This is a genomic window from Alcanivorax sp., assembly GCF_051117345.1.
Taxonomy (GTDB): Bacteria; Pseudomonadota; Gammaproteobacteria; order Pseudomonadales; family Alcanivoracaceae; genus Alcanivorax.
The window spans coordinates 1-24938 of sequence record NZ_JBNPEC010000129.1 but is presented as its reverse complement, the minus strand read 5'-3'; the positions used below and the strand labels follow the sequence as shown (position 1 = coordinate 24938).

Genomic DNA, 24938 nt, shown 5'->3' with positions numbered 1-24938 from the left:
GTTTCGCGCAGGAAATATTCGTCGCCGATGTTCGCCCATAGGGATTCGATCGCTTTGGGGTCATGGTCTCGTTCGGCAAGCATTTTCATTGCCGCATCGCGGGTTTCGTCGATCCAGTCCTGTTTTTCCACCGGGTTGTTGAGACCCCGGCGCAGGGCGCGCTTGGTTTCCGTGTAGAGCTGACGCAACAGGGAGGCGCGCCAGGAGTTCCACAGGGTGGGGTTGGTGGCGTTGATGTCGGCCACGGTGAGCACGTAGAGATAATCCAGGTGCACCAGGTCGCCCACCTTGCGGGCAAATTCGTAGACCACGTCCGGGTCGGAGATATCCTTGCGTTGGGCCGTCACGCTCATGATCAGGTGGCTTCTCACCAGCCAGGCCACCAGTTTGCCATCCCAGGCGGTGAGCCCGTGACGCTGGCAGAAGGCAATGGCGTCTTCCGCGCCCAGTTCGGAATGATCGCCGCCACGACCCTTGGCGATGTCGTGGTAGAGGCCGGCGGCGTAGAGCAGCTCCGGCTTGGGCAGGCGATAGAACACCTCGCTGGCCAGCGGGAATTCCTCGCGCAGGTCTTCATAGCGCAGCCGGCGCATGTTCTTGATCACCAGCAGGGTATGCGCATCCACGGTGTAAATGTGGAACAGGTCGTACTGCATCATGCCGATGATGCCGCCGAACTCCGGCAGGTATTTGCCGAGGATGCCGTAGCGTTTCATGCGCCGCAGTTGCGAGAACAGGGCATGGGGGCTGCGCAGTAACTGCATGAACAGGCTGGTGTGTTCCGGGTTATTGCGGAACGCCTCGTTGATCTGTCGACGATTGTAGATCAGGGCCCGTACCGTGGAGGCGCGTATGCCTTTCAATTCCGGGTTCTGCGCCATCAGCACAAAGGCTTCCAGCAGGGCGCTGGGGTGCTTCTCGAAGACTTGCGGGCTGGTCACTTCCAGGTAGTCGTTGCGCACCTGGAAGCGGCGGTTGAGAGGCCGCACCTGATCCGGCTTCTCATTGTGCAGGATCACTTCATCGAATAGCTGCAGCAGCATCTCGTTGAGTACCGACAGAGCCAGTGCCACCCGGTAGAAGCCTTTCATGAAATGCTCCACCGCCAGATTGGCGCTGGAGTCCTCGTGGCCCAGACGGGTGGCGAGCTGGCGCTGGTGATCAAACAGCAGCCGGTTTTCGTTGCGCTCGGTATGCACATGCAATTGCCAGCGCACTTCCCAGAGGTAATCCAGACACTTGCGCAGCACACCGTATTCTTCGGCGGTGAGAAAGCCCACATCCACCAGGGCTTCCAGGCTGTCGGCATTAAAGTGGCGTTTCGCCACCCAGGCGATCATCTGCACATCGCGCAGGCCGCCCGGCGCATTCTTCAGATCCGGTTCCAGGTTGTATTCGGTGTCATTGAAACGCTTGTGGCGAGCCACCTGTTCCTGCCACTTGGCAGCAAAGAAAGCCGCGGAATCCCACATGTGCTCGGGGCCGGTGCGCTCTTCCAGCTGCAGGCGAAGGTCGTCATTGCCGCCGAGGGTGCGCGCTTCCATGATATTGGTGGCAACGGTGATGTCTTCCCGGGCCAGCGCCACGCATTCATCCAGAGTGCGCACTGCATGGCCGATTTCCAGGCCCATATCCCAGAGGAAGGCGACGAAACGCTCCAGGCAGTCGCGCAGGCTCTGATCCGGGCTATCAGCCATCAATACCAGCACGTCCACATCGGAACAGGGGTGAAGCTCGGCTCGGCCATAGCCGCCCACGGCCACCAGTGCTACGCCATCCCGGTCGGCGAGTCCGAACAGGGACCAGGCGGCAATCATCACCTGGTCCACCAGGTCGGCCCGGGCGCGGACCAGCTCGGTAATGTCGGTGGAGGCAAAGGCCTGGTTAAGGCGCTCCTGACCCTGCTCCAGATACTGGCGGGCATACTGGCCCGGTTGGGCGCTTTCCTGGAGGGCCTCAAACAGTTCTTTCTGGGGCAGGGCAGGGGAGAAGGTCATGAATGTCCTGTGGTGGGGTTGCGGGCAGGCCAGTAACCGTATCGGTTACTGGCAGGAAACCGGTTGGCGGCCCGTGTCAGTACAAATCGGTCTCTTCGCCTCGGGCAGTGAGAACTTCGTAACCATCGGCGGTAACCGCGATAGTGTGCTCCCACTGAGCAGACAATTTGCGATCCTTGGTGACCACGGTCCAGTTGTCTGGCAGCAGCTTGTTGGCTGCCTTGCCGGCATTGATCATGGGTTCGATGGTGAACACCATGCCTTCCTGCAATTCAAGCCCCGTGCCAGGCTTGCCGTAATGCACCACCTGGGGCTCCTCATGAAAGCCCTCGCCGATGCCGTGGCCGCAATATTCGCGCACTACAGAGAAGCGCTCACTTTCTGCCATTTTCTGGATGCGGTGGCCGATATCACCCAGACGGATACCGGGTTTGACCATTCTGATGCCGGCCATCATGCACTCGCGGGTGGTTTCCACCAGCCGGCGGGCCAGCACCGAGGGCTCTCCCACATAAAACATCTTGGAGGTATCGCCGTGCCAGCCATCCTTGATCACGGTGACGTCGATATTGACGATGTCGCCGTTTTTGAGGGCTTTACGGTCATTGGGAATGCCGTGGCAGACCACGTGGTTCACCGAGGTGCAGACGGATTTCGGGAACGGAATGCGACCCGGCGCGCCGCCATAACCCAGGCAGGCGGGGATGGCATGCTGCTTGTTGACGATATGATCGTGGCAGATGCGGTCCAGTTCCTCGGTGGTGACCCCCGCCTTGACGTGCTCGCCGATCATTTCCAGGACTTCGGCGGCCAGTTTGCCCGCTTCGCGCATTTTGGCGATCTGTTCGGGGGTTTTGATAACAACATTCATGAGACTTGAGGAAACTCCAGCTATTTCAGTGGGTTGAGCGGGTGTGAGTTAGCGCTCTCTGTGCCGGCCATGCGCCTTTGGCGTTGCTCGGAAAGGGCGTCTGTGGTATAAAGCGCGCGCTTTCCCGCTCAGTGACGGCCCTGTGGCAACAAGTGCCGCATTGTAACCGCCGTTGGGTGGGGAAGGAAATCACACATGCCCCGTCACATAGCTCCGGGTGCTGGCATTCCTGTTTAAGGGTGCTGGTTGGGTTTATGCGGGGGCGTGGAGGCCTAACCCAAAGTGGAGTATTAACAATGTCTAGCGTAACTATGCGCGATATGCTGAAGGCCGGTGTTCACTTCGGCCACCAGACCCGTTACTGGAACCCGAAGATGAATGCTTACATCTTTGGCGCCCGTAACAAGATTCACATTATCAACCTGGAAAAAACCCTGCCTCTGTTCAACGACGCCATGGCGTTCCTGAACAAGCTGGCTGCCAGCAACAACAAGATCCTGTTTGTTGGTACCAAGCGTGCAGCGCAGAAAGCGGTGAGCGAAGAAGCTCAGCGTTGCGGTATGCCCTACGTTGATCACCGTTGGTTGGGCGGCATGCTCACCAACTGGAAAACCATCCGTCAGTCCATCAAGCGGTATCGCGAGCTGGAAGCCCAGTTCCAGGACGGTACCTTTGACAAGCTGACCAAGAAAGAAGCCCTGATGCGCAAGCGTGAGATGGACAAGCTTGAGCGTTCTATCGGTGGTATCAAGGACATGGGCGGCCTGCCCGATGCCCTGTTCGTGATCGACGTGGATCACGAAGACATTGCCCTGCAGGAAGCCCGCAAGCTGGGTATTCCGGTTGTAGCGGTGGTGGACACCAACTCCAACCCGGATGGCGTGGATTACGTGATCCCGGGTAACGACGACGCCATCCGTGCTATTCAGTTGTACGTGAAAGCGGCGGCCGACACCATTCTGGAAGGCAAGCAGTACGCCCAGAACCAGACCGGTGGTGAAAGCGAATTCGTCGAGGTAGCCGACGAGGCCGAAGGCGAGAAAGCCGAAGGTTGATCCGTCGAGGCAGGCCCCTGCGGCCTGCCTATATTACCGAAACTTACCAAATTGAGAGGATAATCATGGCTGCTGTAACTGCTGCAATGGTTAAGGAGCTTCGCGAGCGTACCGGTCTTGGCATGATGGAGTGCAAGAAGGCGCTGGTGGAAGCGGATGGCGATATCGAAAAAGCCATTGATGACATGCGTAAGTCCGGTCAGGCCAAAGCGGCCAAGAAAGCCGGCCGTACCGCTGCGGAAGGTGGTGTTGTGGTTGCGACCAACGACGCCAACACCGTGGCTGTAATGGTAGAAATCAACTCCGAAACCGATTTCGTGGCCCGCGATGACAATTTCCTGGGTTTCTGCGACAAAGTGGCTGGCGCTGCTCTGGCCGCTGGCGAAACCGATGCCGCCAAAATCGGCGAGCTGAAGCTGGAAGATGGCTCCACCGTTGAAGAAGCCCGTCAGGCGCTGGTTCAGAAGATCGGTGAGAACATCCAGATCCGTCGTGCTGCCAAGCTGGAAGCGGAAGGTGCTATTGGTGCCTACGTTCACGGCGGCCGTATTGGTGTGCTGGTAGCCCTGAAGGGTGGCGATGCCGAGCTGGGTAAAGATGTGGCCATGCATGTGGCTGCGGTTAACCCGATGGTGATCAGCGGTGATCAGGTTCCGGCGGAAGTGCTGGAAAAAGAGAAAGAGATCATCCGTGCCCAGCCTGACATGGAAGGCAAGCCGGCTGAGATCGTCGAGAAGATGCTCGGCGGCCGGATCAACAAGTACCTGAAAGAGGTTAGCTTGTTGGACCAGCCGTTCGTGAAGGATCCCAATACCTCTGTCGGTGCCCTGGTGAAGGGTGCTGGCGCCGAGATCGTCGCTTTCGAGCGTCTGGTTGTGGGTGAAGGTATTGAGAAAGAAGAAACCGATTTTGCTGCCGAGGTACAGGCTGCGGCCAAAGGCTGAGGTTGAGCATCGATCGGTGACCAAAGAACGCCTTGCTGGCGAGATCAGCAGGGCGTTTTTTTCGCCTGTTGACTGGCTGTTACGGGCGATTCAGGGAAAAGCGCTTGCAACCATCGTGCGGGGCGGTACTGTGCTAGCAGGCCATAGACCGACGCGGGATGAGTGCAGCGTAAAGGCCGGGCTGGCAGCAGCTGCCAGCCCGGTAACAGTGTAAAAGCGGGTATTCATGGGTGGCGCTTTCTTATGAGTGGTGGAGAACAAGACATGCCGACGAACAAGGAGCGCTCGCCGCGCTATAACCGGATTCTGCTCAAGCTGAGCGGTGAAGCGCTGGCGGGTGACGAGGGCTTTGGGATTGATCCCAAAGTGCTGGATGCGATTTCTCTGGAAATCGGTCAACTCGTCGGTATCGGGGTCCAGGTGGGCCTGGTAGTGGGTGGTGGCAATCTGTTCCGTGGCGCGGCGTTGCAAAGCGCTGGTCTGGACTGGGTGGCAGGTGACCATATGGGCATGCTGGCGACCGTGATGAACGGCCTGGCGCTGCGTGATGCGCTGGAGCGATCCAATATCCGCACTCGCCTGATGTCGGCTATCCCCATGAGCGGGGTGGTGGAGCATTATGATCACCGGAATGCCAATCGCCATCTCAAGAACGGTGAAGTGGTGATCTTCTGTGCCGGCACCGGCAACCCCTTCTTTACCACTGATTCTGCGGCGTGTCTGCGCGGTATCGAGATCAGTGCCGATGTGGTTCTCAAGGCCACCAAGGTGGATGGAGTCTATAGTGATGACCCGCAGAAAAATCCGGCGGCAATCAAGTATGACACCTTGACCTATGACGAAGTGCTGGATAAAAAGCTTGGAGTCATGGATCTGACCGCTATCTGTCTGTGCCGCGATCACTCCATGCCTCTGCGTGTGTTTGATATGAACAAGAAGGGCGCGCTGCTGAACCTGATGCTGGGTGGCAGCGAAGGGACCCTGGTGGAGGCCGGCTAATCCCCGGTTGACCGCTGTTGAAAGTTTTTGTTGTCCGCCCTGCGGACGTTGCATAACAAGGGTCTGGTTGGCGTTTCGAGGCTTGCCAGACTCTGCTGAAAAGAAAGGCGAGGAATAACGGTGATTGACGATATTCGCAAAGATGCGGAATCCCGCATGAAGAAGAGCCTGGCTGCGCTGGATACCGCGCTGAAACGTGTGCGTACCGGTCGTGCCCACCCCAGCCTGCTGGACAATATCACGGTAGATTACTACGGCGCGGCTACCCCGCTGCAGCAGTTGGGCAACATCTCCGTGGAAGAGGGTCGTACCCTGACCATCTCTCCCTTTGACAAGAGCCTGATTCCGCAGATCGAGCGGGCCATCATGACCTCTGACCTTGGCCTGAACCCCTCTACCTCTGGCAGCATGATCCGGTTGCCACTGCCTCCGCTGACGGAAGAAACCCGTCGGGATCTTGTCAAGGTGGTTCGGGCTGAAGCCGAGCAGGCACGGGTATCCGTGCGAAGCGTTCGCCGTGATGCCAACAATGATCTGAAGGAACTGCTCAAGGAAAAAGAAATTTCCGAGGACGAGGAGCGCCGCGGGGAAGAGTTGGTCCAGCAGCTTACCGACAAGATGGTGGTGGAAGTGGATCGCGTCCTGAAAGAGAAGGAAGAGGAGTTGATGACCGTTTAGCACAACCGGTCATCATTCACGGATGCGGGCTGTGACCTGAAGCCAAGGATTCAGGTGCACGTCAGCCCGCTTTTTTGTTATTGGCGGATGCAGTATGGCCAGCGAAAACATCCACTCCAGTGCCCCGGACATCGATTCCCATCAAGGCGAACTGCCCCGGCATGTGGCCATTATCATGGACGGCAACAACCGCTGGGCCCGCAAGCAGGGGTTGCCCGGGGAAGAAGGGCATCGTGCCGGCGAAGCCACGGTGCAGACCATTATCCGCACTGCCGCAGAGCGGGGTATCGAAGCGCTGACCCTGTTTGCTTTCAGCTCGGAGAATTGGCGCCGCCCTCAAGGGGAAGTGGACCACCTGATGGCGTTGTTCCTCAAGGCTCTGGGTGGTCGTGTGGAAGAGCTGCATGGTCACGGTGTGCGTATCCGCTTTATCGGTGACCGCAGTGCTTTTGCGGAGGGCCTGCAGAAAGGCATGGCCGACGCCGAGGCGCTGACCGCTGATAATCCTCGCATGACGGTGGTCATCGCGGTGAATTACGGCGGTCAGTGGGATATTGCCCAGGCGGCCCGTCAGCTGGCTTCTCAGGTGGAGCAGGGGCGTATCACCTCCGATCAGATAACACCTGAAGCTCTTGGGCAGCATGTGGCCATGGCCGACTTGCCTCTGCCCGACCTGCTGATTCGCACTGGCGGTGACCAGCGCATCAGCAATTTTCTGCTGTGGCAACTGGCCTACAGCGAGTTGTTTTTTTCCCCGTTGTTATGGCCTGATTTTGATGCGGACGCCTTTGCTGCCGCTTTGCAGGACTATGCCGGTCGCCAGCGTCGTTTTGGGCGCTCAGGTGAAGATGTGGCCGGACTGAAAGGAGAATAAGAATGCTGAAACTGCGCGTGATTACTGCGCTAATCCTGCTGCCCATTGTGCTGGGCGCGGTATTCGGGCTGGACCGTTTGCCGTTTGCCCTGGTCGCGGGGGTGTTCTTCCTGATGGCCGGCTGGGAATGGGCGGCCATGATGGGCAAGGTGTCTGCTGCGGTGCGAAGCGGTTGGGTTATCGGCCTTGGTGTGGTGATGGCCCTTGCAGAGATCTATCGCCCGGCCTGGCTGCTTAATGCTATCCCTGTCTGGTGGTTGCTGGCCCTGGTTCTGGTTGTCGGCTATCCGGGCAATGCCCGGGTCTGGTATCGCCCGGTCCTGATGGCGCTGGTTGGGCTGTTGCTGCTGGTGCCTTCCTGGGCCGCAATTGTGCAACTTCAGGACGTGGGTGCTCTGGGGCTGGCTGGCCCCTGGGCGCTGATGTTCATCCTGCTCTGGGTGTGGGCAGCGGATACCGGCGCGTACTTTGCCGGCCGAGCCTTCGGTAAACACAAGCTGGCACCGCTGGTCAGCCCCGGCAAGACCATTGAAGGGCTTGCCGGTGGTGTGGCGTTAGCACTGGCAGTGGTGGCGGGTGTCTATGCGGCCGGTCTTCTCGAGGCCAACTTGCTGCCACTGATGATTGTGGCCCTGTTGACGGTACTGGCCTCCGCATTGGGTGACCTGTTCGAAAGCATGGTCAAGCGTGAGCGCGGCTTCAAGGACAGCGGCACCGTCCTGCCTGGCCATGGTGGCATGCTGGATCGCATCGACAGTGTGACCGCGGCCATGCCCATCGCCCTGGCCGGGTTCAACTGGTTTGCCCTGCCGGGAGGCAGTCTGTGACACCCTCTGCCAGACAACGTCTGACTATTCTTGGTGCCACTGGCAGCATCGGCCAGCAGACCCTGGATGTGGTCGGCCGTCATCCGGAACGGTACGAGGTGTTTGCCCTCACGGCCAGTTCCCGCTGGCAGCTGATGGCCGAGCTGTGTCTGAGAGTCGATCCCCGTTTTGCCGCCATGTCTGACCCGGCGGCGGCGGCGGCACTCAGGAACCATCTGGCCGAGGCCGGGTCTCAAGTGGAAGTCTTGTCAGGGCCCGTGGCCCTGGCGGATCTGGCGGCCCATCCGGATGCGGATACGGTGGTTGCTGCCATCGTCGGTGCCGCTGGCGTCAGACCTACCCTGGCGGCGGTAGAAGCCGGCAAGCGAGTGCTGCTGGCCAACAAGGAAGCCCTGGTGGTCACCGGTTCATTGTTTATGGATGCGGTAAAGCGTCATGGCGCCACGCTGTTACCACTGGATTCCGAACACAACGCGATTTTTCAGTGCTTGCCGGAAGAGGGCGTCAATGCGGGTGTGGAGCGCCTGTTGCTAACGGCCTCCGGTGGTCCGTTCCGCGAATTCAGTGCTGCCGAGCTTGCGACGGTGACCCCGGCGCAGGCGGTGAAACATCCCAACTGGGACATGGGCCCGAAGATTTCGGTGGATTCCGCCACTCTGATGAACAAGGGGCTGGAATTTATCGAAGCCTGCTGGTTGTTCGATGTGTCCCCCGACATGATCGATGTGGTAGTGCACCCGCAGAGTGTGGTGCATTCCATGGTGGCCTACCGGGACGGCTCGGTACTGGCACAACTGGGTACGCCTGATATGAGAACCCCTATCGCTTGCGGGTTGTCATGGCCGGAGCGGGTGGAATCCGGCGCCCAGCGCCTGGATTTTTCCGCCCTGATCGGGCTGAATTTCGAGGCCCCGGATCTGCAGCGTTTTCCGTGCCTCGGTCTGGCGCGGGATGCCATGCGCGCAGGAGGCACTGCCACTGCGGTATTGAATGCGGCTAATGAAGAGGCCGTCGCTGCCTTTCTGGCTGGCAAGCTGGACTTTATGGGCATCCCGGCAGTCGTTGAACTGACACTGGAGAAGCAGGCATCACCCGCCTGTATGGATGTGGATGCTGTGATGGAAATTGACCGCCAGGCCCGTGAGCGGGCCTGCCGCCTGATCAAGGAACGCGGATGCTGACGCTTCTGGCTTTTGTTGTCACCATCGTCATTATTGTGGCCTTCCATGAATGGGGTCACTTTCTGGCCATGCGTGCTTTTGGCGTTCGTGTACTGACTTTCTCTGTGGGGTTTGGTCCCAAGCTGTTCCGTTTCACAGACAAGAAAGGAACCGAGTGGGTTATCAGCGGGATACCTCTGGGTGGCTACGTGAAGCCGCTGGATGCCCGTGAAGATGAGACCGCTGAAGGCGACCCTGGTGAGTTTTCCAGTAAGCAGGCGTGGCAACGGGTGATCACCTATGCCGCTGGCCCGGTATTCAACTTCATTCTTGCTATGCTGATTTACTGGCTGCTGATGGTCGGTTTCGGGCAGAGTCGCATGCAGGCGGTAGTCGGGCCTGTGGCGCCTGGGACGGTGGCGGAAGAGGCCGGGTTTGCCCCAGGAGATCGGATTCTGGAGGCGGGTGGTACTGCTGTTGAGGGCTGGCGTCCTTTCTACAACGAATTGATTCTGCATCTGGGGGAAAAGGAAAAACTCCCGGTAACGGTAGCCACCGCTTCCGGTGATAAGGCGGTGCGCGAGCTGGATACGTCGCCCTGGTCTGCGGACCTGGAGAAGCTGCCACTGGATGCACTGGGCATCAGTCAGGCGGTGTTGATCGGCGAGGTTGTCGAGGGCAGTGCCGCAGATCAGGCAGGCTTGCGCGCCGGTGATCAGGTGATTGCACTGGACGGCGAGCCGATCAGCGGCTGGCAGGCCTGGCAGGAAACCATCATGGCATCTGCGGACCAGACTCTGGAGCTGACTGTACTGCGAGAGGGGGCAATGCGGCGCTTTGCTGTCACCCCGGAAACAGTGACAGAAGGAGAGCAGAGTTTCGGCCGAATCGGCGTCGCCATGGGGGGCATTTACCAGCAGAAATTCGGGCCCGGTGGTGCCATTGTGGCCGCCTCCCAACGCTTTGCGGAACAGAGTGAAGTGGTCTGGGCAAGCCTGACAAAACTGGCGACTGGCAAGTTGTCCCTGGATAATCTGGGCGGCCCCATTACCATTGCGCAAGTGGCCGGGGAGAGCGCCTCCTATGGCATCGCCAGCTTTCTGGCATTGCTGGCATATTTGAGCATCACTCTCGGTATTATCAATCTGCTCCCGGTACCCATGCTGGATGGCGGCTGGATTTTCTTTGGAATCATTGAAATGATCCGCGGTCGCAGTTTACCGGAGCGGTTTCTTATGGCCGCACAAGGAGTAGGGCTGACGCTGGTGATCAGCTTTATGCTACTGGCCATTTACAACGACTTGGTGAAGCAGTTTTCATGAGATTTGGGGACAAACTAAACCGCCCCCTGAAGGGCCTGTTGGCGGTAGCCTGCCTGTGTCTGGCACCTTGGGTGAACGCGGAATCCTTGGTGCCTTTCAAGGTGCACGATGTACGGGTGGAAGGTTTGCAGCGCCTGCCGGTAGAGCGGGTCTATGCGGAATTGCCGATTCAGGCGGGCGACACGGTGGACCGGGATCAGATCGTTGATGCGGTACAGCGCCTGTTTGCCACTGGCAACTTCGAGGATGTGCAACTGGGTCGTGATGGCGATGATCTGGTAGTGGTGGTCGCGGAGCGTCCCAGCATTGCCCGCATCGAACTATCCGGCAACAAGTCCATCGACGAGGAAAACCTGCGCAAGGGGCTCACCGAAGCTGGTCTTGCCGAAGGCGAGGTGTTTCAGCGCTCCACATTGCAGGCCATCGCCGGTGAGCTGGAGCGTCAGTACGTCAGCCAGGGCCGTTATGGTGCCGATATCAAGACCGAATCTGTGCCGTTGCCTCGCAACCGGGTAGGACTCAAGATCGAGATCTACGAAGGGAAGGCCGCCCGTATTCGTGATATCAATATTGTCGGCAACGATCTGTTTGATGATGAAGAGTTGCTCAAGGATTTTGAGCTGAATTCCACCGGCTTCTGGTCCTTCATCAAGGGCGATGACAAATATTCCCGGCAGAAATTGAGCGGCGACCTGGAGCGATTGCGTTCCTATTACCTTGATCGCGGTTACATCAATTTTTCCATCGAATCCACCCAGGTATCGGTGACGCCGGACCGTCGCAGTGTGTTCATCACAGTCAATGTGGCAGAGGGTGAGCAGTACACCGTCAATGAGGTGAGCCTGGCGGGTGATTTGGTGGTGGATGAGGAACAGCTCAAGCCGCTTTTGATTGTCAAAAAAGGGCAGGTGTTCAGCCAGCAACTGGTGACTTACACCAATGATCTGCTCAAACGCCGTCTGGGTAACGAGGGTTATACCTTTGCCGAGGTCAACGGTCGTGACCACAATGCCAATGATGAAGACAACACCGTCGACGTGACGTTCTACGTGGAGCCCGGTCGCAAGGTATACGTGCGCCGGATCAACTTCAGCGGTAACGCGAAAACCGATGATGAAGTGCTGCGTCGTGAGCTGCGCCAGTTTGAACAGGCACCAGCCAATACCTCTCTGGTGGACCTGTCTCGACAGCGTTTGCAGCGCCTTGGCTACTTCAGTGTGGTAGAAGCCGACACGCCTCGTGTACCGAATTCCGAAGATCTGGTCGATGTGGAATACAAGGTGGAAGAGCAGCCTTCCGGTTCCATCGGCGCCAATGTGGGCTTTTCCGATGCCTCCGGGTTTATCTTCGGGGCGAACGTGACCCATAACAACTGGCGAGGTTCCGGTAACCGGGTGTCTTTCGCGCTGAGCCGTTCGGATATCCGTGATTCCTACAGCTTTTCCCATTACAACCCGTATTACACCCTGGACGGGGTAAGCCGTGGCTTCAGCCTGTTCTATTCCAAAATCGATTTTGATGAAACGTCGGTAGCCTCCTATGCGGCGGATCGTCTGGGTGGTTCGGTGACCTTCGGTTATCCGATTTCAGAATACTCACGGCTGAGCTTCGGCGGTACCTATGTGCAAACCGATATCACCACCGGTGATTTCGTGGCCGTGGATATTTTCAACTTCCTGGAGAAGGAAGGCACTGAGTTCAACGAATACAAGTTCAATGCCTCCTTGCAGACCAGCACGCTGAACAGAGGGGTGCTGCCGGATCGCGGTTGGTCCAGCAGCCTTGGCCTGGAAGTGGCTGTCCCCGGCTCGGACTATGGTTTCTATAAATTGAACTGGAACGGCCAGAAATATTTCCCGATCACTCAGCGGTGGACATTGCGTACCCGAGCAGATGTGGCTTACGGGGATGGTTACGGGGACGATACGGTATTGCCGTTCTTTGAGAATTACTACTCAGGTGGCATCGGCTCAGTCCGGGGTTATGAATCACGTTCCCTGGGGCCACGTTCTCAAGGCCTGGCGTTTTTCCTCAACGGCACCCGTGATCCGGACCCGGACCCCATCGGTGGCAACCTGCTCACCGAAGCCAGCCTGGAGCTGATCTTCCCGACGCCGTTTGCGCCGGAATCCCGAAGCGTGCGAACCTTCCTGTTTGCCGATGCGGGCAACGTGTTTGAAACCGAACGTACTGATATTGTGGCCGATTTCGAAGCCACAGACCTGCGTACTTCCGTGGGGGTAGGCCTGACCTGGCTGACAGCGATTGGCCCGCTCAGTTTCAACCTCGCCAAGGCACTGAATGACCAGTCCGGCGATGATACGGAAGTTTTCCAATTTTCTCTGGGACAGACTTTTTAGGAGTTTAATAATGATGAAAAAATGGATTGCTGTTTTTGCTGTAATGTTGCCGGCTCTGGCCATGGCTGAAAGCCGTGTGGGTGTGATTGATCCCATCGGCGCGTTGCAGGCGGCTGACAACGTGAAATCCCGCATGAGCGCACTGGAAAAAGAGCTGGGTGCCGATGAGCAGCGCCTTAACAGCCTGCGTCAGGAAGTGGGCAAGATGCAGGAAAAAATGCAGAAAGAAGGCATGACCATGTCTTCCGAGCAGCAGGAGCAGATGCAGACCGAAGGCCAGCAGAAAATGATCGAGATCCAGAGCCTGCAGCGGAAACTGCAAAAGCGTGCCAACGATGCCCAGCGTGAACTGCTGCAGGAAATGGAGCCGAAGTTGCAAAGCGCCGTTGCCGAAGTGGCCAAGAAAGAAAACCTGGATTTGGTAGTCAGTGCCCAGGCAGTGATTTTCACCAAGCCGGATCTGGATATCACTGAAGCAGTGACCAAACAACTGAACAAGATGAAGTAATGCTGACTCTCGGTGAACTGGCCCGGCAGCTGGATGCCGAGCTGGTCGGCGATCCCGACCAGCCGGTAGACGGTCTGGGTACAATACAATCTGCCACGGACAGCCAACTGACCTTTCTGGCTAATCCGCGTTATCGCAGCTTCCTGGAACAGACGCGAGCTGCTGCGGTGCTGATTCCCGAGTCCCAGCGGGAGTTCTGTCCGGTGGCAGCGCTGATCGTGAAAGACCCGTATCTGTCCTTTGCCCGGGCCAGCGCTTTTTTCGAAACCGCGCCGGTGGCAACGCCGGGCATTCACCCCTCTGCCGTGGTGGATCCGCAGGCACAGATCGCTGATTCTGCCTCCATCGGTCCCAATGCGGTGGTCGATGCCGGTGTCACTGTGGGTGAGGGGGCCGTGATCATGGCCAATTCCGTGGTGGGCGCCGGTTCGGTGATCGGAGATCAGTGCAAGATCTGGCCAAATGTTACAATTTATCATGGTGTGACACTGGGCCCGCGCACTATCATACATGCCAATTGCGTGATTGGCGGCGATGGTTTCGGCTTCGCCTTCAATGGCGGCGGCTGGACCAAGCTGCATCAGGTTGGCGGTGTCATCATCGGTGCCGATGTGGAAATCGGCTCCGGTACCACCGTGGATCGGGGTGCCATTGAAGACACTGTGATTGGTGATGGTGTGATTCTGGATAATCAGATCCAGGTTGCCCACAACGTGGTCATCGGGAATCATACGGCTATCGCGGGTAAAGCCGGTATTGCCGGTTCTGCGAAAATTGGTGCCTACTGCCTGATCGGTGGGGCTGCCGGCATTGCCGGGCACATCGAGGTATGTGACAAGGTGCAGATACTGGCCATGTCACTGGTGTCGAGTTCCATCAAAGAGCCTGGTACTTATGGCTCAGCGTTACCTGTGGATACCCAGAGTCGCTATCGTCGAAATGTGGCTCGCTTCCGAAACCTTGATGATCTGGCTCGCCGCGTGCGCAAACTGGAACGTTCAAGCGATTAACGACCGCGTATTGCGGCACTTGCCTGTGTGGAACACATGATGATGGATATTCAGGCGGTCAGGGAATACCTGCCGCACCGTTACCCTTTTTTGCTGATTGACCGTGTTCTTGATGTGGAGCCCGGCAAGCGCATTGAAGCGATCAAGAACGTGAGCATTAACGAGCCCTTCTTTAATGGTCATTTTCCCCACGAACCGATCATGCCGGGTGTGCTTATCATCGAGGCCATGGCTCAGGCTGCGGGAATTCTCGGTTTTGTTACCGAGAACAAGAAGCCTGGCGACGGTTTTATCTATTTGCTGGTTGGCACTGACCGCGCGCGCTTCAAGCGTCGTGTGGTGCCGGGTGACACGCTGCACCTTAGTGCCGAGTTCATCATGACCAAACGCAATATCCTCAAGTTCGCCTGTGAGGCAAAGGTTGACGGCAAGATCGTCGCCAGTGCCGAGATGCTTGTGGCTGAACAGAAGGTCTGAGCCGGGCGCTATATGCCATATCGGTTTGGCGTATACTCCCTGTATTTACAGCAGAATAAAGCGAAAATTCCATGATACATCCGACCGCCCTTATTGATCCGGCCGCGGAGCTTGCAGAGGATGTGCAGGTCGGCCCCTATACGGTCATCGGCCCCGATGTGAAAATCGGTGCCGGCACCGTCATTGCCTCCCATGTGGTCATCAAGGGACCGACCACCATTGGCAAGAACAACCATATCTTCCAGTTTGCGTCCGTGGGTGAAGATTGCCAGGACAAGAAGTACAAGGGTGAGCCGACCCGGCTGGAGATTGGTGATGACAATGTGATCCGTGAGTCGGTGACCATTCACCGCGGGACTATCCAGGATAACTCCCTGACCAAGATTGGCAGCCGTAATCTGCTGATGGCCTACGTCCATGTGGCCCATGACTGCATGGTGGGTGATGATTGCATTTTCGCCAACAATGCCTCTATTGCCGGGCACGCCCATGTGGGTAATGGAGTGATTCTCGGCGGCATGACCGGTGTCCACCAGTTCTGCAAGATCGGCTCCTATGCCATGACCTCCGGCTGTTCTCTGGTGCTTAAGGATATTCCTGCTTACGTGATGGTGTCCGGTAACCCGGCCCAGGCGCGCAGCATGAATTTCGAGGGTATGAAACGCCGTGGTTGGTCCAAGCAGACCATTGCGTCCCTGCGCACTGCCTACAAGATGCTGTATCGCCAGGGGCTGACCCTGGAGCAGGCTCTGGCAGAGATGGAAGCCATGGATGCCTCCGACGAGCTGCAGCTGCTTATTGATTCCCTCAAGGCATCCGAACGCGGCATCACCCGCTGACATGGACGTCGGCAAGGACGCACCGCTTGTTGCCCTGATCGCCGGAGAGGCCTCCGGCGATATTCTGGGAGCGGGGTTGATGCAATCGCTGCAGGCCCGCTACCCGGGGGCTCGTTTTATCGGCGTTGGCGGCGAAGAAATGGCCGCTGCCGGTCTCTCCAGCCTGTTTCCCATGGAAAAGCTCTCGGTGATGGGAATCACCGAGGTGCTGGCTCATCTGCCGGAACTGCTGTGCCTGCGTAAACAACTGGTGAATTTCCTGCTCGAACAGCGTCCGGATGTGGTGATCGGCATCGACTCCCCGGATTTCACCCTTCCTATCGCGCGTCGCCTCCATGACCAGGGCCTGAAAACCGTCCATTACGTGAGCCCGTCCGTGTGGGCGTGGCGACAGGGCCGGATCAAGGGCATCAAGCGCAGCATCGACCTGATGCTCTGCCTGTTGCCGTTCGAAGCGCGCTTTTATGAGCAGCACCAGGTGCCGGTGGCATTTGTGGGTCATCCCCTGGCGGATCGTGTGCCCCTGGAAACGGATACCCCGGCGGCGCGTGTCGAGCTTGATCTGCCGGAAAGCGCCGACATTCTGGCTGTCCTGCCAGGCAGTCGGGGCGGGGAGGTGGGGCAGCTGATGCCCGCTTTTCTGGATGCCATGGTGGCCCTGCATGCTGAGCGTCCGGATCTGCACTTTGTGATTCCCGCTGCCAATAGTGCCCGCCGTGAACAGATTCAGGCACTGCTGGATACAGCAACGGATTTGCCGGTGACCCTGGTGGATGGCCAAAGCCGTACCGTGATGGCGGCGGCAGATGTGATTCTGATGGCCTCGGGTACCGCTACCCTTGAGGGCCTGCTGGTGGGTAAACCCATGGTAGTGGGCTATCGGGTGGGTAGTATTACCTATGCTATCGCCAGTCGGCTGGTGAAAAGCGAGTTCGTATCGCTGCCCAACCTGCTCTGTCGCGAGGAAATGGTGCCCGAGCTCATTCAGGACGGCCTGACCACCGATGCCATTGTGCAGTCCGTGAGCCACTGGTTCGATAACCCGGCTCAGGCGGATGCCCTCAAGTCCCGCTTCCGGGCGGTGCATGAACAGCTGCGTGGTGGGGCCAGTGAAAAGGCGGCGGATGCGGTCAGCCAACTGCTGGAGCGCAGCTGATGGATCCGTTTTCCGAATACGCCCTGGCCGAGCCTTTCATTCCTTCCGTGTTTCGCTGGCAACCGGGGATGCGGGTGGCCGGTGTGGATGAGGTCGGCCGCGGTCCTTTGGTAGGGGCGGTGGTAACCGCCGCCGTCGTACTGGATCCGGCGCGCCCAATCCTCGGCCTGGCGGATTCCAAGAAAATCAGTGAAAAGAAAAGGTTACAGCTGGAAATAGAGATTAAATCTCATGCGCTGGCCTGGTCGCTGGGACGGGCCGAGCCGGAAGAAATCGATGAGCTGAATATCTTCCATGCGACCTTGCTGGCCATGCAGCGTGCGGTACAGGCGCTGCCCCTTGACGTGCACGGCGTGCTGGTGGACGGTAACCGCGTCCCCGAACTTGTCTGCCCGGCAGAGGCGGTGGTGAAGGGCGATGGCAGGGTGCCGGCGATTTCTGCGGCTTCCATTCTGGCCAAGGTGGCTCGCGACCGGGAAATGCAGCTGCTTCACGAGCAGCACCCCCAGTATGGCTTCGATCGCCACAAGGGTTACCCGACCAAGGTGCATATGGCCGCACTGGAACAACATGGTGCTCTGGCTCAACACCGTCGCTCCTTTGCACCGGTGGCCAGAATTCTCGGGACCCATGCCTGAGCGGGAAATCCGATCCGGGCAGCTTGCCGACACACGATACGAACACAGAAACACTGAGGAACACCCCATTGAGTGACCCCCGTTTTGTCCACCTGCGCCTGCACACCGATTATTCCCTGGTGGACGGGGTGGTGCGGGTCAAGGAACTGATCAAGACCTGTGCCAGTCAGGCCATCCCCGCTGTGGCCGTGACAGACGACTCCAACCTGTTCGCCATGATCAAGTTTTACTCCGCAGCCATGAATGCTGGAGTCAAGCCGTTGATGGGGGCGGATCTATGGGTGGAAAGCGCCCATATTGAAGAACCTGCAAAGCTGTCTTTCCTGGTACAGAACGAACAGGGCTATCAGAACCTGACGTTGCTGATCAGCCGCGCCTGGCAGACCAACCAGGACCGGGGCAGGGCCCTGGTGAAAGCGGAGTGGCTGAAAGAGTTACATGAAGGCCTGATTGTGCTGTCTGCCGCCAGTCAGGGCGAAGTGGGGCAGCTGTTGCTGGCCGAAAAAACCGACCAGGCCCGTCAGCAGGCGAGCTGGCTGCAGTCCGTGTACGGCGATCGTATCTACCTGGAAGTCCAGCGCACCTCCCGGCCGGGGGATGAGGATTGTCTGCATGCCACGGTGGCCCTGGCCGCCGAGTTGGGTATGCCTGTGGTGGCAACCAATGACGTACGTTTTATTCGCCGTGGGGATTTCGAGGCCCATGAGGCTCGCGTCTGCATCCATGATGGCAACACCCTGGAGGATCCTCGCCGGCCCAAGAAGTATTCCGAAGAGCAGTATCTGAAATCGGAAGATGAGATGGTGGCGCTGTTTTCCGATCTGCCGGAAGCGCTGGAAAACACTGTCGAGATCGCTCGCCGCTGTACCCTGGATATTCGCCTGGGCGAGAATTTTCTGCCGGACTTCCCGATTCCGGATGGCATGACCATTGAGCAATATTTCGAAAAGCTGTCCCGGGATGGGCTGGAACAGCGCCTTGAGGTATTGCTGGATAGAAACGACCCGGAGTATCCCGCAAAGCGTAAAGAGTATGACGACCGGCTCAAGTTCGAGCTGGATATCATCAACCAGATGGGCTTTCCCGGGTACTTCCTGATCGTTGCTGACTTTATCCAGTGGGGTAAGGATAACGAGGTGCCGGTGGGGCCGGGACGGGGGTCCGGTGCTGGCTCCCTGGTGGCCTATGCCCTCAAGATTACCGACCTGGATCCCATCGGCTACGACCTGCTGTTCGAACGTTTCCTCAACCCGGAACGGGTATCCATGCCTGACTTCGATGTAGATTTCTGCATGGAGAAGCGGGACCGGGTAATCAATTACGTAGCCGACAAGTACGGTCGCGACGCGGTGAGCCAGATCATCACCTTCGGCACCATGGCCGCCAAGGCGGTGGTGCGTGATGTGGCGCGGGTTCAGGGAAAACCCTACGGCCTGGCCGACCGGCTCTCCAAGATGATCCCGCCCACCCCGGGGATGACCCTGGAAAAGGCGTTTGAGCAGGAAGAAACCCTGCGTGAGTTCCTGGAAAGCGACGAGAACTCCGACAAGGACTCTGCCAACGAAATCTGGGAAATGGCCCTCAAGCTGGAAGGCCTGACCCGGAACGTGGGCAAGCACGCCGGGGGCGTGGTGATCGCACCGGGCAAGCTGACGGATTTCGCGCCGCTCTATTGCGAAGAAGACGGCACCAACCTGGTGACCCAGTACGACAAGGACGATGTGGAATCCGCCGGGTTGGTGAAGTTCGACTTTCTCGGCCTGAAGACCCTTACCATCATCGACTGGGCAGGGAAGGCTGCCAATGTGAAGCGTCAACGGGAAGGCTTGGACGAACCCGATATCGATCATATCCCGTTGGCTGATGTGCCCAGCTTTGACCTGCTCAAGAAGGGGGATACCACCGCGGTATTCCAGCTGGAAAGCCAGGGCATGAAGGAGCTGATCAAGAAGCTTAAGCCCGACGTCTTCGAAGACATTATCGCGCTGGTGGCCCTGTACCGCCCGGGGCCGCTGGAATCTGGCATGGTAGACAACTTCGTCAACCGCAAACACGGCCGTGAACCGCTGGCCTATCCGGATCCGCAGTACCAGCACGAATGGCTGGAGCCGATCCTGAAGCCGTCCTACGGGGTCATCCTGTACCAGGAGCAGGTGATGCAGATCGCCCAGGAACTGGCTGGCTACACCCTGGGGGAGGCGGACATGCTGCGCCGGGCCATGGGCAAGAAGAAACCGGAAGAAATGGCCAAACAGCGGGCCATTTTTGAAGAAGGCGCCAAGAGCAAGGGCGTAGACCCGGACCTGGCCATGAAGATCTTCGACCTGGTGGAAAAATTCGCCGGCTACGGCTTCAACAAGTCTCACTCGGCTGCCTATGCCCTGGTGGCCTATCAGACCGCCTGGCTGAAGGCGCATTATCCGGCGGAATTCATGGCCGCCACCATCTCGGCGGATATGCAGAACACCGACAAGGTGGTGACCTTCATCGACGAGTGCAAGACCATGGGCTTGCAGGTGTTGCCGCCGGATGTGAACTCCTGTGGCTACCGCTTTACGGTGAACCCGGAAGGCGACATCGTCTATGGTCTGGGTGCTATCAAGGGGTTGGGCGAGGGGCCCATCGAAGCCATCGTGTCTGCCCGCGCCGACGGTGGCGGCTTCAAGGACCTGTTCGATTTCTGCCGCCGTATTGATCTGAAGAAGATCAACCGTCGTTCCCTGGAAGCCATGGTACGAGCCGGGGTGTTGGACAAGCTCGGGCCTCCTTCCTCTGGCAAGCGATCCAGCTTTCATGACCGCGCCACGATTCTGGCTACCTTGCCGGATGCCATTGCCGCCGCCGACCAGGATGCCCGTAATGAGGCCGCTGGCATCATGGATATGTTCGGTGCCGTGGACGAAAGTCCTGCCACGGCTGTCGAATGGAAGCCTGCGCGCTCCTGGAATGATGACACTCGGCTTAACGGCGAGCGTGACACGCTGGGCCTGTTCCTCACCGGCCACCCCATTGATCAGTACGAGAGCGAAGTGCGTCAGTTCGTCTCCGCTCGGCTCAACTCCCTGCTGCCCACCGGCAAAGGCGAAGCCGCTACGGTGGCCGGCCTGGTGGTGGCCCTGCGCATCACCCGTAGCAAGCGCAGCGGTGAACGTATGGCGTTTGTCACTCTGGATGACAAGACCGGGCGAGTTGAAGTCTCCGTGTTCGGCAAGACCTTTGCCGAGTACGGGGATCTTGTGCAAAAGGATTCGTTGCTGATCTTCAAGGGCGGGGTCCGCAACGACGACTACACCGGTGGTTTCAATCTCATCGCCGATGAAATCATGGATATGCGCCAGGCCCGGGAAACCTTCGCCCGTCGTCTGCGTGTGGCGGTGCCGGTATCCGAGGAACTGCCTCTACGCCTGCAACAGACCCTGGCTCCGTATCAGGGAGGGAGTACCCCGGTGCTGCTGGATCTGGACCATCCCATTGCCGCTGCCAGTTTCTGGATGGGCGACGCCTGGAAAATCAGTCCCCACGAGTCCCTGGTTGAGGAGCTGCGGGTGCAGTTCGGCGAAGATGCAGTGCGGATGGAGTATTGAGAGCAGCCTCTAGGCTCTAGCTACGAGCTAAAAGCTAGGAGCTCGCAGCTGATTCCCCTGAAACAGTTTGCAACCTAGCCATGCGTTTCGCGTCTCGACCTTGTCATCCGGTTACGGCTACACTTGTGCAGGCCAATTTCCGGTGGGATCAGGGATGACGATTCCGCCAGCCATGCGCCAGACAGGGCGATTTTTCCCGGCGTTGCCAGCAAAACACCATAAACAGGCTCAGACATATGAACCCGAACTTCCTCGAATTTGAACAACCCATCGCAGATCTGGAAGCGAAGATCGAGGAGTTACGACTGGTAGGCAGTGGCAGTGAGGTCAATATTTCCGAGGAAGTGGCCAAACTGCAGGAAAAGAGCATTTCGCTTACCGAGAACATTTTCAGCAATCTGACTGCCTGGCAGATCTCCCAGCTGGCGCGCCATCCCAAGCGGCCTTACATGCTGGATTACATCAAGCGCATTTTCGCTGATTTCGATGAGCTGCACGGGGACCGCGCCTTTGCCGATGATCCGGCCATCGTCGGTGGGATTACCCGCCTGAACGATCAGCCGGTGATGGTGATCGGTCACCAGAAAGGCCGCGAAGTGAAGGAGAAGGTGCGTCGCAATTTCGGCATGCCCAAGCCGGAAGGCTACCGCAAGGCCTTGCGCTTGATGGAGATGGCTGAACGCTTCCGGATGCCGATTCTCACCTTCATCGATACCCCCGGGGCATTTCCGGGAATCGATGCGGAAGAACGTGGCCAGTCCGAGGCCATTGCTCGCAACCTGCGTGTCATGTCCCAGCTGAAAGTGCCGATCATTGCTACCGTGGTGGGCGAGGGCGGCTCTGGCGGGGCCCTGGCCATCGGTGTCTGCGACCACCTGCAGATGCTGGAATTCTCTACCTATTCGGTAATTTCTCCGGAAGGTTGCGCCTCTATTCTCTGGCGCAGCGCCGACAAGGCCCCGGAAGCCGCGGCGGCCATGGGCCTGACCGCTGGCCGACTCCACGAGCTGGGCATCGTCGATCAGGTGATCAAGGAGCCGCTGGGTGGTGCCCATCGCGATTATGAGCAGGCGGCGGATGCCATCCGCAAGGCGCTGGTCAAGCAACTCGATGAGCTCAAGGCTCTGGAGGTTGAGGCACTGGTGGATCGCCGCTACGACCGGCTGATGAGCTACGGCAATGTGGTCAGCGCTACCGCTGACGAATAACCGTTTGCCGGCCATCCTGTAGCCGCCAGTCACCATGCTGTGGGAAGCTAGGCCTGCATAGCGAAGGCGGCTGCGCCTTCTAAAACCCAGTTCCGGCAAGCGTGATAATCTGATTTCCCATGGCAAACCCACCCCTGACTTCTGATCTGGCACAGCAGGCCCCACCGGGGCCGTTGTTGCTTGCTTTCAGTGGCGGCCTGGATTCCACCGTATTACTGCACCTGTTGGTGGAAGCCGGCCTTGGCCCGCGCCTGCGAGTGGTCCATATCAATCATCAATTACAGCCCCACAGCGGTGACTGGGCGGCGCATTGCCAGCAGGCCGTCTCCGGTCTGGGATTGCCCTGTGAGGCGATCGTGGTGCAGGTGGAGATGGGCAAGGGCATTGAAGCCGGCGCCCGGCAAGCGCGCTACCAGGCCTTGTTTGCTGATGCGCAGCGGGACGGCGCCACCGTCATTACCGCCCATCACCGCGACGATCAGGCCGAAACCCTGCTGCTGCGATTACTGCGTGGCGCTGGAGTGCAAGGTCTGGCTGCCATGCGTGCCCTGGATCATCGTCAGGGAATAGCCGTATGGCGCCCCCTGCTGGACCAGCCCAGATTTGTGTTGGAGCGCTATGCCCATGAGCAGAGCCTGCAATGGCAGGATGACCCCAGCAACCAGGATCAATCCCTGCGCCGTAACTATCTGCGCCACAGCATTTTACCGGCTCTACGCCAGCGCTGGCGTGGGGTCGACGAAATCCTTGCCCGAACTGCCCAGCACATGGGGGATGCCCGTGAGTTGCTGGACGAAAGGGCGCAGCAAGATGCCGACGCCGGTGGGGTCAGCGTTCAACGGTTTCCACTGGCGGGGCTGGCAGCATTAGGCCCGCCCCGGCAACGCAACCTGTTGCGCTGGTGGCTTCATCGTCGCGGTGCCAGTGCGCCCAGCGCGGCTGTGCTGGCTGAGTTGCTGGCGCTGCAGGATGCCGCCCAGGACAGTCAGGCCAGGGTGGAGTGGGGGAACTGGGCAGTGCGCTTGTTTCAGGGGGCGCTGTATTTGCTTCCCCGCGACGCCTTGGCGCCCTGGCAGGGGGAGTTGCTCTGGTCGGCGGACTCGCCCCCGCCCACGCTGCCATTCTGGCGATTGGCGGCCTCGGCCGGGGAGGGTGGGGTAAGCCTGATGCGCCCGCCCGGGGATCTCACCCTGCGTCCCTTCACTGGCGGCGCCCGCCTGTTGCGCAACGGCATGCACCAGCGCATCAAGGAACTGTGGCGAGCGGCCGGCGTGCCCCCCTGGCAGCGTCATCAGTGGCCACTGTTATATCGGGGGGAGACGCTGGTAGCGGTGCCGTTAGTGGGGCTGGCAGATGGCGAAGAGGCTTCCCGTTGTGAGGAATGGTTTTTGTTGCCGGACTCCCGTTAGCCCTGTGAGGGGATGCGAGCATCGCGAACGCTGGTTAAGGTGCAGTTCGCCCTGGGGTCAGTGCACCCTACGAAACCATGGCATGCACGTAGGAGCTGGGCGCATCGTTTTGCACTCTCTCCACACCAATATAGGCGACGTGCCTCATTGGCCAATGTCCTACGGGTTTGATCAACGCTGGCTGATATAGGCGGGGTTTTTGGGTCTGTACCCTGAGGTCATGGACCTTGACGGCGGCAGCCATGATCCCTGCCTCCTTGCTCTGAACTTCTTCCTGATTACTGAAGAGACCCCATGCAAGACGCGCAACAATTACTGCAACAGACATTCAAACTCCAGGCCTTCCGTTACGGCCAGCAGGCTGTCATCGACGCGCTACTGGCTGGTCGTTCGGCGCTGGCGGTGTTTCCCACCGGTGGGGGCAAAAGTCTGTGTTATCAGTTGCCGGCATTGATGCTGGATGGACTGACGCTGGTGGTGTCGCCGTTGATTGCACTGATGAAGGATCAGGTGGATCAGCTCAATCGCCTGAATGTCCCGGCGGCACGACTGGATTCCAGTGTCGATGCCGGGGAGTTGCAGGCCATCTATCAGGGGCTTGATGACGGTTCCATCAAGTTGCTCTATGTGGCGCCGGAGCGCCTCGCCAATGAGCGTTTCCTGGCCCGGTTGAAACGCCTGTCCATCAGTATGATGGCAGTGGATGAGGCGCACTGTGTGTCCGAGTGGGGGCATAACTTTCGCCCCGACTATCTGAAACTGGCGCAGCTGGCCCGGGATCTCAAGGTTGGCCGGGTGCTGGCGCTCACGGCGACGGCCACGCCGCAGGTGGCAGAGCAGATTTGCGACAGTTTCGATATCGCCGTGGCGGATCATATTCAGACCGGGTTTTTCCGTCCCAACCTGGCTCTGGCGGTGCGCCCTTGTCGTACCGCCGAGCGTGATCAGTACCTGCTGGATCAGCTCACCAGCCGGCCTGCAGAGCCCGCCATTGTCTATGTCACGTTGCAGAAGACCGCCGA

21 protein-coding genes are annotated in these 24938 nt (G+C 58.8%); 19 read left to right on the top strand and 2 right to left on the bottom strand.

Going from position 1 to position 24938, the window contains the following annotated elements; genetic code table 11:
* Both glnD and map read right to left on the bottom strand, forming a co-directional pair.
* On the bottom strand, positions 1–1997 hold a 1997-nt coding region (glnD, locus tag ACFE0K_RS08620), incomplete at its 3' end, for a [protein-PII] uridylyltransferase (RefSeq protein WP_434535680.1).
* 76 nt (positions 1998–2073) lie between these two features.
* Entirely contained in the window at positions 2074–2868 is a 795-nt protein-coding gene (gene map, locus ACFE0K_RS08615) for a type I methionyl aminopeptidase (protein ID WP_434535679.1), read from the bottom strand.
* Positions 2869–3164: 296 nt separating this feature from the next.
* Here map and rpsB point away from each other — a divergent pair, with 296 nt between their 5' ends.
* The 19 genes from rpsB to ACFE0K_RS08520 all read left to right on the top strand — a co-directional run.
* Entirely contained in the window at positions 3165–3923 is a 759-nt protein-coding gene (gene rpsB, locus ACFE0K_RS08610; protein WP_062817763.1) for a 30S ribosomal protein S2, read from the top strand.
* Positions 3924–3988: 65 nt separating this feature from the next.
* Positions 3989–4867 carry a translation elongation factor Ts gene (gene tsf, locus ACFE0K_RS08605; RefSeq protein ID WP_434535678.1) on the top strand — a complete coding sequence of 293 codons (879 nt, stop codon included), beginning with the start codon at positions 3989–3991 and terminating at the stop codon, positions 4865–4867.
* A 264-nt stretch (positions 4868–5131) separates the two neighbouring features.
* Positions 5132–5866: a UMP kinase gene (gene pyrH / locus ACFE0K_RS08600; RefSeq protein WP_434535677.1), complete on the top strand. Its 735-nt coding sequence runs from the start codon at positions 5132–5134 to the stop codon at positions 5864–5866.
* A 120-nt stretch (positions 5867–5986) separates the two neighbouring features.
* Positions 5987–6544: a ribosome recycling factor gene (gene frr / locus ACFE0K_RS08595; protein ID WP_434535676.1), complete on the top strand. Its 558-nt coding sequence runs from the start codon at positions 5987–5989 to the stop codon at positions 6542–6544.
* Positions 6545–6638: 94 nt separating this feature from the next.
* Positions 6639–7418 carry a polyprenyl diphosphate synthase gene (gene uppS / locus ACFE0K_RS08590; RefSeq protein WP_434535675.1) on the top strand — a complete coding sequence of 260 codons (780 nt, stop codon included), beginning with the start codon at positions 6639–6641 and terminating at the stop codon, positions 7416–7418.
* 2 nt (positions 7419–7420) lie between these two features.
* Entirely contained in the window at positions 7421–8245 is an 825-nt protein-coding gene (locus tag ACFE0K_RS08585) for a phosphatidate cytidylyltransferase (protein ID WP_434535674.1), read from the top strand.
* Positions 8242–9426 carry a 1-deoxy-D-xylulose-5-phosphate reductoisomerase gene (gene ispC / locus ACFE0K_RS08580; RefSeq protein ID WP_434535673.1) on the top strand — a complete coding sequence of 395 codons (1185 nt, stop codon included), beginning with the start codon at positions 8242–8244 and terminating at the stop codon, positions 9424–9426. Before ACFE0K_RS08585 ends, ispC begins: the two co-directional genes overlap by 4 nt.
* Complete coding sequence (gene rseP / locus ACFE0K_RS08575; protein WP_434535672.1) at positions 9420–10727, top strand: RIP metalloprotease RseP; 1308 nt, start codon at positions 9420–9422, stop codon at positions 10725–10727. Before ispC ends, rseP begins: the two co-directional genes overlap by 7 nt.
* Positions 10724–13087, top strand: a complete 2364-nt coding sequence (gene bamA, locus ACFE0K_RS08570) for an outer membrane protein assembly factor BamA (protein ID WP_434535671.1) — start codon at positions 10724–10726, stop codon at positions 13085–13087. The genes rseP and bamA overlap by 4 nt, the downstream gene beginning before the upstream one ends.
* Before the next feature lie 10 nt (positions 13088–13097).
* Positions 13098–13595 (top strand): OmpH family outer membrane protein, encoded by a 498-nt coding sequence (locus tag ACFE0K_RS08565; protein ID WP_434535670.1) that lies wholly within the window; start codon positions 13098–13100, stop codon positions 13593–13595.
* Positions 13595–14605 carry a UDP-3-O-(3-hydroxymyristoyl)glucosamine N-acyltransferase gene (gene lpxD, locus ACFE0K_RS08560; protein WP_434535669.1) on the top strand — a complete coding sequence of 337 codons (1011 nt, stop codon included), beginning with the start codon at positions 13595–13597 and terminating at the stop codon, positions 14603–14605. Before ACFE0K_RS08565 ends, lpxD begins: the two co-directional genes overlap by 1 nt.
* A 36-nt stretch (positions 14606–14641) precedes the next feature.
* A complete protein-coding gene (gene fabZ, locus ACFE0K_RS08555; RefSeq protein ID WP_297763273.1) occupies positions 14642–15082 on the top strand; it encodes a 3-hydroxyacyl-ACP dehydratase FabZ in 441 nt (146 codons plus the stop codon).
* A 71-nt stretch (positions 15083–15153) separates the two neighbouring features.
* The gene (gene lpxA, locus ACFE0K_RS08550; protein ID WP_434535668.1) at positions 15154–15921 is read left to right on the top strand and encodes an acyl-ACP--UDP-N-acetylglucosamine O-acyltransferase; all 768 of its coding nucleotides are present in this window, start codon (positions 15154–15156) and stop codon (positions 15919–15921) included.
* A 1-nt stretch (position 15922) separates the two neighbouring features.
* Positions 15923–17077 carry a lipid-A-disaccharide synthase gene (gene lpxB, locus ACFE0K_RS08545; RefSeq protein ID WP_434535667.1) on the top strand — a complete coding sequence of 385 codons (1155 nt, stop codon included), beginning with the start codon at positions 15923–15925 and terminating at the stop codon, positions 17075–17077.
* Positions 17077–17715, top strand: a complete 639-nt coding sequence (rnhB, locus tag ACFE0K_RS08540) for a ribonuclease HII (RefSeq protein ID WP_434535666.1) — start codon at positions 17077–17079, stop codon at positions 17713–17715. The genes lpxB and rnhB overlap by 1 nt, the downstream gene beginning before the upstream one ends.
* A 68-nt stretch (positions 17716–17783) precedes the next feature.
* Positions 17784–21299 (top strand): DNA polymerase III subunit alpha, encoded by a 3516-nt coding sequence (dnaE, locus tag ACFE0K_RS08535; RefSeq protein WP_434535665.1) that lies wholly within the window; start codon positions 17784–17786, stop codon positions 21297–21299.
* 236 nt (positions 21300–21535) lie between these two features.
* Entirely contained in the window at positions 21536–22507 is a 972-nt protein-coding gene (locus ACFE0K_RS08530; protein WP_434535664.1) for an acetyl-CoA carboxylase carboxyltransferase subunit alpha, read from the top strand.
* A gap of 119 nt (positions 22508–22626) precedes the next feature.
* Positions 22627–23916 (top strand): tRNA lysidine(34) synthetase TilS, encoded by a 1290-nt coding sequence (gene tilS, locus ACFE0K_RS08525; protein ID WP_434535663.1) that lies wholly within the window; start codon positions 22627–22629, stop codon positions 23914–23916.
* Positions 23917–24210: 294 nt separating this feature from the next.
* On the top strand, positions 24211–24938 hold a 728-nt coding region (locus ACFE0K_RS08520; RefSeq protein WP_434535662.1), incomplete at its 3' end, for a RecQ family ATP-dependent DNA helicase.

Coding starts and splice junctions, on each gene's coding strand:
- lpxD (WP_434535669.1), top strand. CDS start 13,595: ATGCTGACTCTCGGTGAACTGGCCCGGCAGCTGGATGCCGAGCTGGTC.
- ACFE0K_RS08565 (WP_434535670.1), top strand. CDS start 13,098: ATGATGAAAAAATGGATTGCTGTTTTTGCTGTAATGTTGCCGGCTCTG.
- tsf (WP_434535678.1), top strand. CDS start 3,989: ATGGCTGCTGTAACTGCTGCAATGGTTAAGGAGCTTCGCGAGCGTACC.
- lpxB (WP_434535667.1), top strand. CDS start 15,923: ATGGACGTCGGCAAGGACGCACCGCTTGTTGCCCTGATCGCCGGAGAG.
- rpsB (WP_062817763.1), top strand. CDS start 3,165: ATGTCTAGCGTAACTATGCGCGATATGCTGAAGGCCGGTGTTCACTTC.
- rnhB (WP_434535666.1), top strand. CDS start 17,077: ATGGATCCGTTTTCCGAATACGCCCTGGCCGAGCCTTTCATTCCTTCC.
- rseP (WP_434535672.1), top strand. CDS start 9,420: ATGCTGACGCTTCTGGCTTTTGTTGTCACCATCGTCATTATTGTGGCC.
- tilS (WP_434535663.1), top strand. CDS start 22,627: ATGGCAAACCCACCCCTGACTTCTGATCTGGCACAGCAGGCCCCACCG.
- map (WP_434535679.1), bottom strand. CDS start 2,868: ATGAATGTTGTTATCAAAACCCCCGAACAGATCGCCAAAATGCGCGAA.
- pyrH (WP_434535677.1), top strand. CDS start 5,132: ATGCCGACGAACAAGGAGCGCTCGCCGCGCTATAACCGGATTCTGCTC.
- ACFE0K_RS08530 (WP_434535664.1), top strand. CDS start 21,536: ATGAACCCGAACTTCCTCGAATTTGAACAACCCATCGCAGATCTGGAA.
- lpxA (WP_434535668.1), top strand. CDS start 15,154: ATGATACATCCGACCGCCCTTATTGATCCGGCCGCGGAGCTTGCAGAG.
- ACFE0K_RS08585 (WP_434535674.1), top strand. CDS start 7,421: ATGCTGAAACTGCGCGTGATTACTGCGCTAATCCTGCTGCCCATTGTG.
- fabZ (WP_297763273.1), top strand. CDS start 14,642: ATGATGATGGATATTCAGGCGGTCAGGGAATACCTGCCGCACCGTTAC.
- bamA (WP_434535671.1), top strand. CDS start 10,724: ATGAGATTTGGGGACAAACTAAACCGCCCCCTGAAGGGCCTGTTGGCG.
- uppS (WP_434535675.1), top strand. CDS start 6,639: ATGGCCAGCGAAAACATCCACTCCAGTGCCCCGGACATCGATTCCCAT.